12 protein-coding genes and 1 tRNA gene are annotated in these 14,993 nt (G+C 63.6%); 3 read left to right on the top strand and 10 right to left on the bottom strand.

Features of this window, described 5'->3' with window-relative positions:
• The first annotated feature begins 517 nt into the window (after positions 1–517).
• On the top strand, positions 518–1,744 hold the full coding sequence (locus EYW42_RS01490; protein ID WP_375137117.1) for an MFS transporter: 1,227 nt from the start codon (positions 518–520) through the stop codon (positions 1,742–1,744).
• Between the two features lie 139 nt (positions 1,745–1,883).
• On the opposite strand, the gene EYW42_RS01485 is transcribed toward EYW42_RS01490, so the two are convergent.
• The 7 genes from EYW42_RS01485 to EYW42_RS01455 form a co-directional block, all read right to left on the bottom strand.
• A tRNA-Gln gene (locus tag EYW42_RS01485) sits at positions 1,884–1,956 on the bottom strand.
• Positions 1,957–2,074: 118 nt separating this feature from the next.
• Positions 2,075–2,506 carry a metal-dependent transcriptional regulator gene (locus EYW42_RS01480; protein ID WP_135533482.1) on the bottom strand — a complete coding sequence of 144 codons (432 nt, stop codon included), beginning with the start codon at positions 2,504–2,506 and terminating at the stop codon, positions 2,075–2,077.
• A gap of 34 nt (positions 2,507–2,540) precedes the next feature.
• Entirely contained in the window at positions 2,541–3,041 is a 501-nt protein-coding gene (locus EYW42_RS01475) for a ferritin-like domain-containing protein (RefSeq protein ID WP_135533481.1), read from the bottom strand.
• Between the two features lie 132 nt (positions 3,042–3,173).
• The gene (gene sufD / locus EYW42_RS01470; protein ID WP_135533480.1) at positions 3,174–4,385 is read right to left on the bottom strand and encodes a Fe-S cluster assembly protein SufD; all 1,212 of its coding nucleotides are present in this window, start codon (positions 4,383–4,385) and stop codon (positions 3,174–3,176) included.
• A 1-nt stretch (position 4,386) separates the two neighbouring features.
• The gene (sufB, locus tag EYW42_RS01465; protein ID WP_135533479.1) at positions 4,387–5,817 is read right to left on the bottom strand and encodes a Fe-S cluster assembly protein SufB; all 1,431 of its coding nucleotides are present in this window, start codon (positions 5,815–5,817) and stop codon (positions 4,387–4,389) included.
• Positions 5,818–5,874: 57 nt separating this feature from the next.
• Complete coding sequence (locus tag EYW42_RS01460; protein WP_135533478.1) at positions 5,875–6,789, bottom strand: ABC transporter ATP-binding protein; 915 nt, start codon at positions 6,787–6,789, stop codon at positions 5,875–5,877.
• A 163-nt stretch (positions 6,790–6,952) separates the two neighbouring features.
• Positions 6,953–9,649 carry a DNA-directed DNA polymerase gene (locus tag EYW42_RS01455; protein ID WP_135533477.1) on the bottom strand — a complete coding sequence of 899 codons (2,697 nt, stop codon included), beginning with the start codon at positions 9,647–9,649 and terminating at the stop codon, positions 6,953–6,955.
• Positions 9,650–9,803: 154 nt separating this feature from the next.
• On the opposite strand from EYW42_RS01455, the gene EYW42_RS19635 reads away from it, so the two are divergent.
• Together EYW42_RS19635 and EYW42_RS01450 are read left to right on the top strand one after the other, a co-directional pair.
• Positions 9,804–9,977: a DUF7331 family protein gene (locus tag EYW42_RS19635; protein WP_168192932.1), complete on the top strand. Its 174-nt coding sequence runs from the start codon at positions 9,804–9,806 to the stop codon at positions 9,975–9,977.
• Between the two features lie 44 nt (positions 9,978–10,021).
• Positions 10,022–10,444 carry a DUF7346 family protein gene (locus tag EYW42_RS01450; RefSeq protein ID WP_135533476.1) on the top strand — a complete coding sequence of 141 codons (423 nt, stop codon included), beginning with the start codon at positions 10,022–10,024 and terminating at the stop codon, positions 10,442–10,444.
• Positions 10,445–10,501: 57 nt separating this feature from the next.
• Here the strand turns inward: EYW42_RS01450 and rad50 are convergent, their stop codons facing one another.
• From rad50 to EYW42_RS01435, 3 genes are read right to left on the bottom strand one after another with little or no spacing between them, the layout of a single operon-like run.
• The gene (gene rad50, locus EYW42_RS01445; RefSeq protein ID WP_135533475.1) at positions 10,502–13,171 is read right to left on the bottom strand and encodes a DNA double-strand break repair ATPase Rad50; all 2,670 of its coding nucleotides are present in this window, start codon (positions 13,169–13,171) and stop codon (positions 10,502–10,504) included.
• A complete protein-coding gene (gene mre11 / locus EYW42_RS01440; RefSeq protein ID WP_135533474.1) occupies positions 13,168–14,457 on the bottom strand; it encodes a DNA double-strand break repair protein Mre11 in 1,290 nt (429 codons plus the stop codon). Before mre11 ends, rad50 begins: the two co-directional genes overlap by 4 nt.
• Entirely contained in the window at positions 14,454–14,894 is a 441-nt protein-coding gene (locus EYW42_RS01435) for a hypothetical protein (protein ID WP_135533473.1), read from the bottom strand. The genes mre11 and EYW42_RS01435 overlap by 4 nt, the downstream gene beginning before the upstream one ends.
• Positions 14,895–14,993: the final 99 nt, after the last annotated feature.

The following is a 14,993-nucleotide window of genomic DNA, read 5'->3' as shown; positions in this document are numbered from 1 at the left end:
ACGAGGAATACCAGAAGGGATGGCACTACGGATCGGAACTCCGATGCGAGGCATATCGACAGACAGCAACGCGACCGGATCGCGTCGAAAGGCAACACTGTGGTCGTTCCCGGAACGAACGACGAATCGGCCGCGTACTGGCTCGACTCCGAAGACGGCGAGGAGTTCTCGGCCGGGAGTCATACGGACCGTTGTAAGTCATTTCCGGATAGCGCTGACACGGGGTCGGTGCATACCGGTACACAGTTACAACAGTCCGTATCATGGGTCGTCATCTGCCACGAGTGCGGCAAGACGCGGCAACATACCGGCTCTGAGGGCCGTGCGACGTGTCCGAACTGCGGGACGACCACGCGGTGGAGGGGATCGGACCGGAACCGACAGCCCGAACCGCGGCCGTCGCCCCGCCGCGCTGACTCTACCGCGATGTCGGACACGTTTGACCGGATCTCCACTGCCGGGCTGTCGCTCTGTTATTACGACAGCTTGATACGAGGGGCGGAGAAACCACGGTTCAGTGCCGAGTAGCGAGCGTCCACAGGGAACAGTCGAGACCGGCAGGACGACCGCCAGCGACCGATCAGGGACGGGTCTGATCGTGGGGGCGAGCCTCATGTCGATCGCCCTCGGTGCGTACGAACTCGTCCCGGCGAGCGTGACGCCGTTGATCCGGAAATCTCTCGGCGTCGGTCCGTCTTCCGCGGGACTCGTCGTCAGTGTCATGTTCGGAACTGCCGTCGTCGCGAGCGTCCCCGTCGGTATCGTCCTCGACCGCACCGACTCCCGCCGGGCGGTCGCGGTCGCCGTCGGCGTCCTCCTGATCGCCGGTATCTGGGGCTGGTTTGCCGCAACCGCTGGTTCGTTCCGGTCACTGCTCGCCTCGCGGGTGCTTGGTGGCATCGCCTACGTCGTCGTCTGGAACGCCGGCATCGACATCGTCGGCCGGGCGTTCGACGCTAGCCGCCAGGCGTCGGCCGTCGCGACGTTCACCGCCAGCGGGCCTATCGGCTTCGCCATCGGACAAGGAACGGGTCCGATCGTCGCCGCGACGTTCGGCTGGCCGGCGGTGTTTCCCGTATTTACCGGCCTCGCCGTCGTCGGACTGGCTGTGTTCTGGCCGACCAGCCGCGGGCTGGGACGAGCCACGGATACGCCGACGCCGACGCTGCAGGATCTCCGATCCGTCGTCACGAACCGACAGGTCCTGCTCGTCTGTGGGCTCGGGTTTCTCGGCTACGCGCTCTATCTCTTCGTCAACAGCTGGGCACCGTCGTACTTCGCAGAGGAAGTCCACCTGTCGCTGGCGGTCAGCGGCGCGCTCACCGCGCTGTTTCCCGCGGTCGGCGCGCTCTCGCGAATGACTGGCGGCCTCCTGTCTGACCGTCTGTTCGGCGGTCGTCGCAGACCGGTCATCCTGCTTTCGTTCCTCGTCGCCGCGCCGGTCATCGCCGGGTTCACCGCCATCCGGACCGTCCCCGTGGTCGTCGCCGCGCTCCTCGTTGCGGGGTTCGCGATCCAGCTCTGTCTCGGTCTCGTGTTCGCCTACGTCCGCGAACTCGTCGCGCCGGAAGTAGCCGCCACGGCCGTCGCCCTCCTGACCAGCATCGGCCTCGCCGGCGCGTTCGTCGCCCCCATCGCCGCCGGCGCGCTGATCGGAGCGACGGGCTACGGGACGGCGTTCGTGGTGGCGGGAGCCGTGGGCGTCGTCGGTATAGCGCTCGCGTGGTTCGCACCGGAACCGTAGTTTCGACAGCGGAGCGTTCGGCTGTCTCCGAAGTGATCTAAGAACGGTGTTATTGTCCCGGGCGGGTCAAATCCTCTCGTCCTTTGGGTTCGGAATCCGCGAGGAGACTCGCCGCTAGCGTAGTTGCTCACGGCAGAAGTAGTCCCGGGCGGATTCGAACCGCCGTCGTGGGCTCCAAAGGCCCATATGATTGGCCACTACACCACGGGACTGCACTGTCTGCTTTCCGGTCCCGCAACGCTTCCGCGTTCGCGACTTCTACGGGACTTCGGATAACAGTACTCGCCTGGACCGTTTATGAGTTACCGTTTCGTCCGACGGAACCGCCGCTCAGTCAGCGCTCTCGACGACCGGTTCGAGATACTCGCACTTGTCTTCCCCGGCATCGAAGCAGTCGGGACATTCCTCACGGCGGTCGATGATGGTGTCGAGTCGCTCCGCGACGGTGTCGTCGATGACGCTCTCCAGGGCGCGGGCCTCGCCGCGGAAGTCCTCGACTTCGAGGACGTTGGCGAGGAAGCGCTCGATGATGCAGTAGGTCTGGAGCGCGTCCTCGGCCTGTGCGATGCCCTCGTCGGTGAGCGTGACGCCCTTGTACTTCTCGTGGTCGGCCATGCCCCGCTCTTCGAGCTTTCCGATCATCTCGTTGACGCTGGCGGGGCTGACATCCAGCATGTCTGCGAGCGTTCCCGTCGCTGCCGGACCGTCCTCCAGTCGCTGTGCGAGGTAGATCGCCTTTAGATACTGGTCTCCCGTGTTCATGCGTTACCCCCTCGCCGCCGATGTGTGTCCCAGTTCATTCTCGCCGCTCCATGATCTCTGTGACTTCTTCGACGCCCTCTTCCTCCTCCGCTCGGATCGACTTCAGCGTGTCGAGGAGTCGGTCGCGGTCGACGGCGTAGTCGGCGTCGCTCGCCTCGACCGCCTCAATGAGGTCGTCGTAGAACTTGTAGGCCGTCTCCTCGTTACAGAGCGCATCGTACAGCACTCCGTCGAAATCGTCCGGACTCGTCTGGCCGTACTGGGCCTCGACCAGTCGTTCGATCTCCTCGTAAGCGACGGTGTCCGCATCGAGTTCTTCGACCAATCCTTCCAGCCGTTCCCGGTGCTCCTCGGACTCCTCGGCGGCGTGTTCGAGCAAGTGGACAATCTCGTCGCCGAGTTCCTCCCGTTCGTCCGCAGCGAGGGATTCGAGGTGGCGATAGGCGCGCGCCTCGACCACTTCCTCCAGCACGACACCTATCTGGAGGAGTCGCGCGAGCTGGTGGTCAGTCGAGACGCGTTGACCCAGACTCATATCTACCGTTCAGTGCGGGGGTCACTTAACCCTCCCTACTTTACCGAACTGCGAAACCGGGGAGAAAACAGGTCGCGTCTCGGTACTCGCGGGCTACGCCGGCCGTGTTCCCGCGGTTACGAAGTGGCCGCTCTACTCGCGCAGCCTGGCCGCGACGAGATCCGTCAGATCGTCGCGGAGTTCGTCGACGGCGACCTCTTCGAGCACTGGCACGAAGAAGCCCTCGACGAGCATGTTCTCCGCGCTCTCGGGGTCCGTCCCGCGGGTTTCCATGTAGAACAGGTCTTCGTCGCTGACCTGCCCGACCGTGGCGCTGTGAGACGCCTCGGTGTCGTGGTTGTTGATGATCAGCTTCGGGGACGCGTCGGCCTCGCTCTCGTCCGAGAGCATCAGCGTGTTCTCGCGCTGGTAGGAGTTGGTGTCCCACGCGTCGCTGCCGACGTCCTGAACGCCCTCGTAGACGGAGCGCGCCTCGTCGTCGAGGGCACCGCGCGTCACGAGGTCGGCCGTCGTGTGCTCGGCCTCGTGCCAGACGCGGGCGTTCACGTCGAAGTGCTGGTCCCCGTGACCGAAGAACGCACCGACGATCTGGCTCTCCGAGGAGTCGCCTTTCAGGTACGTCTCGACGGAGCTTTTTGTCAGCCGGGAGCCGATGTTGCCCTCGATCCAGTCGATGGTGGCGTACGTGTCGGCGTGACCGCGCTTGAGCGTGTAGTTGTACGTCTCCTCGTCGACGTTCTGGAGGGTGCCGTACTGGACGTTGCTGTTCTCGCCGGCCGCGACCTCGACGATGCCGGAGTAGTAGCGTTCGCCGTCCACGTCCTCGCCGGTGGACTGCCGTTCGAGGATCGTGACCGAGGCGGACTTCTCGGTGACGACGAGCGTGTAGTTGAACAGCGATTGGCTGTTCATCTCAGTGCGGATCTTCACGTCCTCGGCGTCGACGCCTTCGGGGACGTAGACGACCGTCCCGGTGCTAAACAGCGCCGTCGACAGCGCCGTCAGGTAGTTGTCCTGCGGATCAACGACGGAGCCGAAGTGCTCCTTGAGGAGTTCCTCGTGTTCGTCGACGGCCTCGGCGAACGGCAGAACCTCTGCTTCGTCCGGACCGACCTGGTCCTTGTTCTCGGCGGCGTTGAGCGGGTCGACGAACCCTTCGAAATCGAGGTCGTGGAGGTTCGTCCACTCGCGGCCGGGCGTCCGGATGACGCTCGGCATCGCCAGGTCGTCCAGCGCGTCGAGCGCCTCTAGCCGCGTTTCGAGGAGCCACTCCGGCTCCCCGAGCGATTCCGAGATCTCTCGTACCGTACCCTCGTCGAGGGCGGCGTGTACCTGCGTACTCATGTTATCCGAGGCTCCCTTCCATTTCGAGCTCGATGAGGCGGTTGAGCTCGACCGCGTACTCGATGGGCAGTTCTTCCGTGATGGGCTCGATGAACCCGGCGACGATCATCTGCTTGGCGTCGTCGTCGTCCAGTCCGCGGGACTGGAGGTAGAAGACGTCCTCGTCGCCGATCTTCCCGACGGTCGCCTCGTGGGCGACGTCGACTTTCGACTCCTGGATCTCCATGTACGGCATGGTGTCCGACGTGGACTCGTTGTCGAACATCAGCGCGTCGCACTCGACGGACGTGGAGGAGCCCTCCGCGCCGTCAGCGATGTGGACGAGACCGCGGTAGTTCGTGCGGCCGCCGTCTTTCGCGATAGATTTGGACTCGATGGTGGACTTGGTGTTCGGCGCGTTGTGGTACACCTTCGCGCCGGTGTCGATGTCCTGGCCCTCGCCCGCGAAGGCGATGGTGATGTGATTGTCAGTCGCGCCGCGGCCCTTGAGGATGGTCGACGGGTACAGCATGGTCGCTTTCGAACCCATGCTACCGGAGACCCACTCCATCGTGCCGCCCTTCTCGCAGATGGCGCGCTTGGTGTTCAGGTTGTACGTGTTCTTCGACCAGTTCTGCACGGTCGAGTACTGAACGTGGGCGTCCTCGCCGACGAACACCTCGACGCCGCCGGAGTGGAGGTTGTGGCTGCCGTACTTCGGGGCGGAACAGCCCTCGATGTAGTGGACTTCGGAGCCTTCCTCGGCGATGATGAGTGTGTGTTCGAACTGGCCCATCCCCTCGCTGTTCATTCGGAAGTACGCCTGAACGGGCATCTCGACTGTGACGTCCTCGGGGACGTACACGAACGAGCCGCCGGACCAGACAGCGCCGTGCAGCGCGGCGAACTTGTTGTCGCTCGGGGGGACGCACTTCGTCATGAAGTACTCCTTGACGAGTTCGGGGTGCTCCCGAACGGCCTCGTCCATGTTACAGAAGACGACGCCTTTCTCCTCCCACTGCTCCTGCATGTTCTGGTAGACGACTTCGCTCTCGTACTGAGCGCCGACGCCCGAAAGCGCCTTGCGCTCCGCTTCGGGGATGCCGAGCTGTTCGAAGGTGTCCTGAATGTCTTCGGGGAGGTCGTCCCAGTCGTCAGCGCCGGAGCGCTTGTCGACGTCCGGTCGGATGTACGGTACGATCTCCTCGATATCCAGCTCCGTCAGGTCCGGCTGGCCGGGCCAGTCGGTCGGGAGCGGCATCTCGTGGTACTGCTTCAGCGAGCGGAGGCGGCGCTCCAGCATCCACTCGGGCTCGTCCTTGTCGTCGCTGATCATCCGGACGACTTCTTCGGTCAGTCCCTTGCCCGAGGTCACCGCCGCGCTTTCTTCTTTCTTGAATTCGAAGCGCTTCTCGGTGTCGGTCTCTTTTAGGTGGTCTTGTTCTGAGCTCATTGTTGATATTATCGTTTAAGGTTCTGGGCTTATAGCGTTGGTTCTAGTTGAATCCGGTTACGCCGTCTCGTAGAACTCTTCGCGCACCCAGTCGTACCCGTTGTCTTCGAGCTTCTCTGCGAGTTCCGCACCGCCGCTCTTGGCGACCTTCCCGTCCAGCATGACGTGGACGTGGTCGGGTTCGACGTAATCTAAGATCCGCTGGTAGTGAGTGATCTGGAGAATGCCGGTGCCCTGCTCGTCGCGGAGGGCGTTGATGCCCTTCGAGACGTCCTGCAGGCGGTCGATGTCGAGGCCCGAGTCGATCTCGTCGAGCACGGCGACCTCGGGTTCGAGGATAGCTGCCTGGAGGACCTCGTTTTGCTTCTTCTCACCGCCGGAGAAGCCGGCGTTGAGGTAGCGCTGGGCGAACTTCTCGTCCATGTCGAGCTGTTCCATCTTCTCGGAGAGGATCTGCTGGAACTCGGCGACGCCGACTTCGCCCTCGTCCGCGGGACCTTCCATCGGGGAGGTGTCGTAGCCCGCTTCCTCCTCTTCCTCTTCGTGTTCGTCCTCGTCCTCGAACAGCTCTTCCCGCTCTTCGAGTTTGGCGTTGAGAGCCGTGCGGAGGAAGTTCGTCATCGTGACGCCCTCGATCTCGGCGGGATACTGGAAGCCGAGGAACACGCCGAGCGCGGCGCGTTCGTTCGGTTCCAGGTCGAGCAGATCCCAGGTACGCTTGTCCTCCGGGATCTCGAACGCCCCGCCGAAGTCGCCGTCTTCGAGGTGAAGGAGCACCTCGCCCTCGGTGACTTCGTAGGCCGGGTGACCGGCGATAACCTTGGCTGTCGTCGACTTTCCGCTTCCGTTCGGTCCCATCAGGGCGTGGATCTCGCCCGACTTCACCTCGAGGTCGACCCCGTCGAGAATCTGCTCGTCTACGCCCTCTTCAGCGACTTCCGCGTGGAGATTGTTGAGTTCTAATGTTGCCATGCTGGATGTTCCTCTGGTGTCTGAACGAAGGTCAGTGCGCCCCATAATGCTTTCGCATTTCGCCGTATTCGATTTCGTTGTCGGGAAAATAGATTTTCTATTACGGAAACGATCACCGGCCGTTTGCCTGATCGATCCGGTTCCGTTCGGGCACGCGAACGTGTCACATGAAACTGCTCAGCCCCGTCTGCTCCTGTCCTGACTTGACCTCGTCCCAGGAGATATCGAGAGCTTCGAGGATGCGTGCTATCGGTCCCTTGAGCGTCTTATCGAGCATCTTGTCCCAGTCGATCTCGAACTCCTCGGGGATCTGGTCCGCGTACTCGAAGCAGATGACGTCCGGGTCGCTCTTGAACGCGCCGTACACCGGGTCGCGTTGCGGGTCGAACCCTTCCTCCGCTTCCAGACGGCGGAAGAAGTCGGGGTGTACTTTCTCCAGGTAGAGCCGTTTCGGTTTGCTCCCGCGGGCGAAGTTCGTTCCGAGCAGGGCGTTCGCGTACTTCGCTCCCCGGACCTGCGCGGTGTCCGTGTCGTAGTTGTTCAGACGCTTGCCGATGCCGCCGGGGATCCCCACGTCGTCCAGATTGACGTTGCCGCTCTGGTAATCCTCGATGACCTCGTGGACGTAGTCCTTGACGGCTTCCTTGTCCTTCCCGTGGACGATCATGTCGATGACCTGCTTCTGGACGCGTTTCGTGATCGGCGCGATGTCCGAGCGCTGGTACTCGAACCCCGTGATGTCGACGTCGTCGACTTCCTTGCCCTCCTTCCAGACAATGTGTCCCGCGTAGCGTTTCTTCTTGCCCGCCTGGAAGAAGCGCCGATAGAGTTTCTCGAACTCGATCTGGAAGCGGTGTTCCCGAGCGTTCAGTTCCTCGCTCGCGAACTCGTCGTACGACCCGTTGATGTGTTCCTCGATCTCGAATGACTGCTCGATGGCCTCGTCGACGGAGATGTCGCCGCCGAGTTCGAGCATGACGCTATCGGTGTCGCCGTACGCCACGTCGTAGCCGATCTCGTTGGCCGCTTCCTCGGTGAAGTTGATCACCTCGCGACCCGTCGCCGTCACCGCCGCGCCCATCTCCTTGTCGTAGAGGCGGAACCGGTCCCACCCGAGAACGCCGTACAACGAGTTCATTATCACCTTCACCGCCGCCTGCTGGCGGTCGAACAGGTCGTACCGCTCGCTGTCGGGGTCGTGTTCGCTTCGCATCGCCTTTTTCTGTTCGCGCTCCTCCAGCAACTCGTCGACCATCTCCCGGATGATGCCGTCCGGTTCCTTCCGGAAGTGGGTGCCGTTGGGAGCGACGAACGTGTCGCCGTCGTACGTCTGGGGGTCGACTTTCGTCTCCGGTGACGCGTTCGTCGTCACCATGCACATCGGGTACAGCGACTTCAGGTCGAGGACGGTGACGTTCTCGCGGACGCCCGTGATCGGTTCGAACACCGCGCCGCCCTCGTAATCCTCGCTCTCCTGTTGTCCCTTCGAGGGGAGGGCGAAGTTGCCGTGGACCTTGTGCAGAACGTACAGGTCCACCGCGTCGCCGGGCGTCGTCGCGTCCTCTAGCTTACACCCGACGAACGCGCGCACCTCGTCCCAGAACGCGATGATGTCTTGCTTCCGGTCGAGTTCGACGCACAGTTCCACGTCCTTGACGTTGTATTCGAGCAACTGCTTCGGGTCGTTCTCCCAGAGGTCGCCGATGTCGCCCGTGTACCGCTCCTTGCCGACGCCGAGTTCAGTCTCGCCGACGGCGTCCAGTCGGTACGACTCCAGTTCGGTGAACTGCGTCCGCTTGTAGGCGTACAGCAGGTCGAAAACGACCCGTCCCTTGATGTCCGGGCCACCCCAGTCGCTGCGCCACACCTCGTCGACGCGTGAGAGGCGGTCGATGGAGAGGTCGTACTCGTGGTCGTAGCTCTGGAGGACTTCCATGCGGTCGAGGAAGTACGGAGCGTCGAAGTCTTCGAAGTTCCATCCGGTCAACACGTCGGGGTCCGTCTCCTCGATATAGCTCACGAACGCGTCGAGCATCGCCTCTTCCTCGTCGAACGTCCGAACCTCGATGTCTGCGTCCTCGCGCATCGGGTCGTAGTCCGACAGCGACTCCGGCGCGTCGACGCCGCCGACCGGCGCGTCGTACAGCCAGGCGACGTACTGCTCGTCGTACGTGTCGTAGCTGGTGAGACAGATGATCGGCTCCTCGCCGTCCTCCGGGAACCCCGAGCGGTCGTCGACCTCGATGTCGAAGACGTTCACTCGCGGGTCCGAATCGCCCTCGACGGGTTCGACCTCCTCGTGCGGGACACGTATCGTGCCGTCGTTCGCACGGCGCTCGGGGACGCGGATCCCGTTACCGATGTCCTTGTCGATGAGAAACCGGTTCGGGAAGAGGATGTCCGCCTCGTAATGCTCGAACCGGTCCCGGATGTTCCCGACGTCTCGGGGCGTCCGGCCGTAGATCTTCGTCAGTTTCTCGCCGCGGATGCTCTCGTGGCCCTCCTCCCAGCCGGTGATCCGACCGTCGTCGAGTTTCTCGTCGTCCAGCGTATCCGTCGGCGCGTAAAAATACGGCTGAAAGCCCAGAACCTCGACGTGTTCTATCCTCTCGTCCGCAGTACGGCCGAACACGTGGATGATCGGTCGCTCGTCTTCGCCGCTTCCGGCGATGGTGTAGTCCACCTGCATCACCGTGAGATCGACCGTCCCCCGGGCGTCCGGGACTGCCTCCTCCAGTGGATCGACGACCTCCGAGGTCGGCTGTCCGCCGTTGCCGGCGACGGCCTGCGCCTCCCCGGCGGGACGCTCGCCGCCTCCGTCCTCGAACTCGCCGAGCCCTGTCTGGCCCGAATCAGTCATGTACTGCGGGTTAGAACCCGCCGATAAAAACGTCTGGGTTACCGTCCTCGGCCGTCTTCCGACGGCCGGGTTTCGTCTCCCCTGCCGGAACGTGTAACACAGACGGCAACAAGACCTTTAATGTGGTAACACTTAACATAATCTGGAGGAGAAGATGTCTGACCACGCAAGCGCTCACGGCGAGCACAGTGCGGACCTGCCCGAACCGGACGGCGTTGACTCGGTCGAAGCGTACGAGACCGAGAACGGAGTCGTATTTTACGACGCCGAGAACCCGCTTGCGTGGCTCGAGACAGCCGAGACGGTCTCGCTTCGCGATCAAGCGTAGTTCGGTCCGGAACGCATAACCGGCCGACTGACCGATCTTCTTTCATGCGAACCGTACGCGACGAGTCGGGCGACCGATACCTGCTGTTGAAGCAGTCGGGCGAGAGCAGTCGCGTCCGCGACCCGGCGACCGGCGAGGAGCGCTACGTCGACAACGATGCTCTGAGCGTCGTCGAGGGCGAGTCGCCGCTCGCGACCTCGGCCCGCGGCGTTCCCGAAGACGTCCGTCAGGTCATCGCCGCCGTTCACGACGACCGCTCGCTGGGGCTGCTCGCCGAGATAGCCGACCGCGGCCCGGTCGGCATCCGCGAACTGCTCGACGCCTACGACCTCTGCGAGAGCGACCTCCACGGCCTGCTCGCGGAGTTTCGCGCCGCCGGCCTGGTCGAGGAAGCGCGCGTCGCCGGGGAACGAGGGTATGACGCGACGGAGACTGCGACGGCCGCCCTCGACGCTCTGCGGGACTGATACTGACGGAACCCCGTCAGCGTGCGAACCGCTGGGAACGCGACGACAGATACTGAACTATTCGACGGCGGCTATCTCGGGGCGCTCTCTCGTCACCGTCGACCGGTTGCTCGTCGCGTCTTTCTCCACCCGAACGATGTCGTCTGCGGCTCCGACTAGCTCGTCGTCGTGGCTCACTACGACGATCTGTTCGACGCCTAACTGCCGCATCGAGTCGATGAGGTCGACCAGCCGCGACACGTGCCCGGAGTCGAGGAAGACGGTCGGCTCGTCGAGGATGAGCGGCGGCATCGGTGCCGCACCCTCGATGCCCTCAGACAGCAGGCGGTAGATGGCACAGCGCAGGCTCAGGTTGAACAGCGCGCGCTCGCCGCCGGACAGCTGTTCCGGGTCGAGCGTCTCGCCGTCTTTCTGGTAGACCGTGAGTTCGTACTCGCCGTCGAGTTCGATGTGCGCATAGGAGTCGTTCTGGTAGACCAGTTCGAACGTCTCGTTGACCATCCGCTCTAACGTCTCGACGTTCCGCTGGCGGAGTTCCGCCCGAAGGTCGCCGTACATCGCCTGTAGACGCTCGGCCTCGTCGTACAGTCCCGCGAGCCGTTCGCGGCGCTGTTCCAGCGATTCCCGTTTCGCTCGCAGTTCGTCTAGCTCGTCGAGTTCGTTTTTGACGCCGCCGATATCGCTCCCGAGTTCGTCGCGTCTGTCGCGCAGTTCGCCGAGTTGCTCCGTCACGTCCTCGATGTAGCCGCTCGCCCGTTCTTTCTCCTCGCGAGCCTCCGCTACGCGGTCCTCGTCGACGGCGTCGTCGAGTTCCTGTTTGCGCTCACGCTTCTCCGAGAGGCGTTCGCGACGCTCGTCGTTGAGTTGGTCCTTGCTCTCGCGGCGTTCCCGGACCTCCTCGATGGCGTCACCCGCGTCCTCGATGGTTTCGACCACGGCCGAGAGCGACTCCAGACGTTCGCGTTGCTCCCGGATATCGCCGCGCTGTCGGTTGATCGCTGCGATCTGTTCGCGTTTCTCGTTCGCGGCTTCTTCCGTCTCCGCGGCCGTCTCGCGTTTCTCAGCCGCGTCCTCGTCGAGTTCGGCCGCTCGCTCCCGGAGTTCGTCGCGTCGGGTGCGTTTCCCGTCGACCGTTTCCTCTTTCTCGGAGAGCAACTGCGTCAGGTTCGAGCGGTTCTCTCGCATGCGCTCGACGGCGTCTTCGGCCTCGACGAGCGTCTCGGCAGTCTGGATGTCGTCGTCGAGCGCATCGATCTGGTCCTCCCGGTCATCCCGTTCGGCCTCCAGGTCGTCTATCGTCTCGCGGAGGTCGTCTATCGATTCGACGTGGGGCGAGTCCTCGACAGGCTGACCGCACTCCGGGCATTTGCCCTCGGCGAGGAGCCTCTCGGCCTCGTCCAACTGTTCGCGTTTGGCGTCTAGCGTCGCCGCTATCTCCTGTTTGTCTGCCCGGAGGTCGTCGCGCTCGTCCTCCAGGTCTGCGAGGCGATCCCCAGCCTCGCCAAAATCGACCGGCGCGTCGTCGAAGACGGCACGCTTCGCGTCGATGTCGTCGTCGAGTTCCTCGACCTTCTCGCGGCGTTCGGCGACTGTCGCTTCCGCCTCGTCTATCTCGTCGTCGAGTTCGGCCGCTCGCTCCCGTTTCTCCGTCGCCTCGGCTTCGAGTTCGTCGGCCCGTTCGCTGAGGCTTTCGGCTTCGCCCTCGCGTTCGTTGATCGCAACGCGGATCTCCTCTAAGTCATCGCGAAGTGACTCGTCACGCTCGTCTAACTCGCCGAGGCGCTCCTCGATCCGTTCCGGATCGGCCTCGTCGAGATCCGTTTCCGCGAGCAGTTCGTCGCGCTCCTCGCGGGCCGTTTCCCGGCGCTCGCGGTGCTCGACCAGTTGTTCCGTGAGCGCCTCTCGTTCCCGCTCGGTGTCGGCGATGGTCTCGCGAAGCTCCGCGATGTCGTCCTCGATGCGTTCGAGTTCCTCGCGTTTCTCTTCGTGTTCGGCGAGGATCTCCGCTGTCTCCTCTAATGACGCCTCGGCCTTCTCTTTCTGGTCCTCGAAGCGCTCTATCTCCGCCGTGACCTCCTTTCGCTCCGTTTCGAGTTCGTTCAGGCGCGCCGGGAGGTCTTTCCCCTCCTTTGTTTCGATGCGGTCTTCGAGACCGGAGAGCTCGCCGCGGAGTTCCGAAAGCACGTCGTCGATGCCGAGGCGGGCCTCGCTGGCGCGTTCGCGGTACTCCTCGAGTTTGCCGAGTTGGAGGAGGTCGTCGATCATGTCCTGACGGTCGCTCGGCGACGCGTGAATGAGTTTGTTGACCTCACCCTGGCGGACGTACGCGCAGTTGACGAACGCCTCGGCGTCCATCCGCAGCAACGACGTTATCTCGGCTCGAACGGCCTGTGCGCCCTCTATCGTTTCGTCCGGGGTTTCCAACACGCACGTCGCGGTCTTTGCGCGTTCTCCCGAGAACCGAACGCGGCGCTCGATACCGTACGCGCCCCCGTCGTGGCTGAAGTCGAGTTCGACCTCGGCCTCCTCCTCGCCGTTGGTGATCACGTCTTCCAGGTTCCGGTCGTCAAGCGCCTTCGACCCGTACAGCGCGAAAAAGCACGCTTCGAGCAAGGAGGATTTCCCGCTCCCGTTGACGCCGTGGATGACACTGACGCCCCTGTCGAGGCGCAGTTCGGCGTCCGCGTAGCACTTGAAGTTCCGGAGACGCACGCGCTCGAACTTCACAGGTACTCCTCCATCGACGACTGACCGTCGCTGTCGGCGGACGCGGCTGTTTCTCCGTCGTGGGTCTCGTCGGTTTCACTGACCGACCTGCCATTGTCCGGCGCTACTTCCTCGATTTCTTCGGGGGCTTCCTCGTCGGGTCCTGAATCGAACGCCGCGGCGTCCTCGTCGAGCAGGCCGCGGACGCGCCGGGACACTTCGTCTCGGACGTTCGAGTCAGCGACCTTGCTCGCTCGCACGGTTTCGTCGACGTCGTGGGCCGCTTCGCTGAGTCCCATCTCCCGGACTCGCCTGCGGACGGCGTCATCGGGGTCGGCAAAGGACACTGACACCTCCCCGTCTTCGTCGTCCCGGTCCCGTCGGTCGTTGACCCGTGCGACGAGCGCGCCCGCTTCCGTGGCGAACTCCTCGATCACGGCGGGCGTTATCGGCTCTCCGTCGCCGTCGACGGTGACGAGGACGACGGCGTCTTCCAGTTCGTGCTGGCGTACCTGTTCTCGAACGCGCTCGACGCCCTCGTTCTCAGCGAGTTCGACATCGACGAAGGCGAAGTCCCGGGTTGCGTCGAGGCCGCGGCGGGTTATCGCTACGTCGTCTCCGGGTGAATCCATCCCCTCGTCGGCGGTGCCGAACCTGACGATGTTGTACCCCCTGTCCTCGCGTTCGTCCGCACTCGCCCGTTCCGTCGACCCGCAGTAGGTCACCCAGGCACCCTCGACCTTGGACTTGCCCGGCGTATGGTTGTCGCCGAGTAACATCGCGTCGAAATCGACGGTCGCCTCTGAAAGCACCGTCTCCGTGTCCCAGTCCGCGTACGCGAACGGTTCGAACAGGCCGTGGGCGACCAGCGCCGCGTGGTCGGCGTCGTGTGGTTCGAAATCGTACGCCAGATCGTCGCGGCGCGACTCGGGCACGTAATCGAGCCCGTAGAACGCGGTGTCGTCTATCACGAACGGTTTGTCGTCGAGCCGAGTAGCGAGGCCGAGGTCCTCAAACAGGTCGAGCCACTGGCCGTCTCGTTTCCCCTCGTGGTTTCCGACGACTGCGAGAAACGGGATGTCAGCGTCCCGAAGCGAGCGCAACGCTGCGACAGTCCCTTGCAGGTCCCGCAGGTCGGGACGGCGGTCGTGAAAGAGGTCTCCGGCGTGGACGACCGCTTCGATGTCGTCTTCGCGTGCGTCCTCGATAACTTGCTCGAATGCTCGTAGGAAGTCCCGCCGGCGCTCGGGCGAGTGGTACTGCTGGTACCCGATGTGGGTGTCGCCCGTGTGAATCACCCGTGTCATGTATCCCTCCTTTGGCGATCTCTTCTTAAATCGGTTCCGCGACCGCAGTGAAACTGATCGCCGCCCACAGTGCAGTGACGTGCTTCCGCTGGTCCGCGCTCGTCAGTTGCGACGCGGCGAAACCGCTGAAACGTCGCAAGCGCCCGTTGGCCGCGACGTTTCGTCTCGCGGTCCGGCACACGTTCGACGGCCCGTCGCAACCGGGTGAGACCGACCGTTTCGTCGAAGGCGGCCGCGCGGTCAATATCCTCGACTGCGGCGGCGGCGGTGTCGATCACGTCTCGGTGGTCCGCCGTCTCGCTGTCTGGTTCGTTCGCCCCGCTCGCGGTGCCGTCGGCAGTCCCGCGTTCGTCTTCCGGATCGGTACTCGCATCGCTCACACAGGCGTCGCGGGCTAACGCGGCGAGCGCTCGTTTCGCCGTCGGGACGTCGACCACGCCGGGTCTGGACCCGGCATGGTATATAAAATCTGCGAGTAGCTCACATTATCGACTGTAATCCCTCGAATGATATCGGACCCCAAGGGTTAGAGTAGT

Origin of the sequence: Halostella pelagica, from assembly GCF_004762015.1 — an archaeon.
Taxonomy (GTDB): domain Archaea; phylum Halobacteriota; class Halobacteria; order Halobacteriales; family Natronoarchaeaceae; genus Halostella; species Halostella pelagica.
Note: the sequence above shows the minus strand (reverse complement) of the source record. Positions and strands in the feature narration are given on the sequence as shown.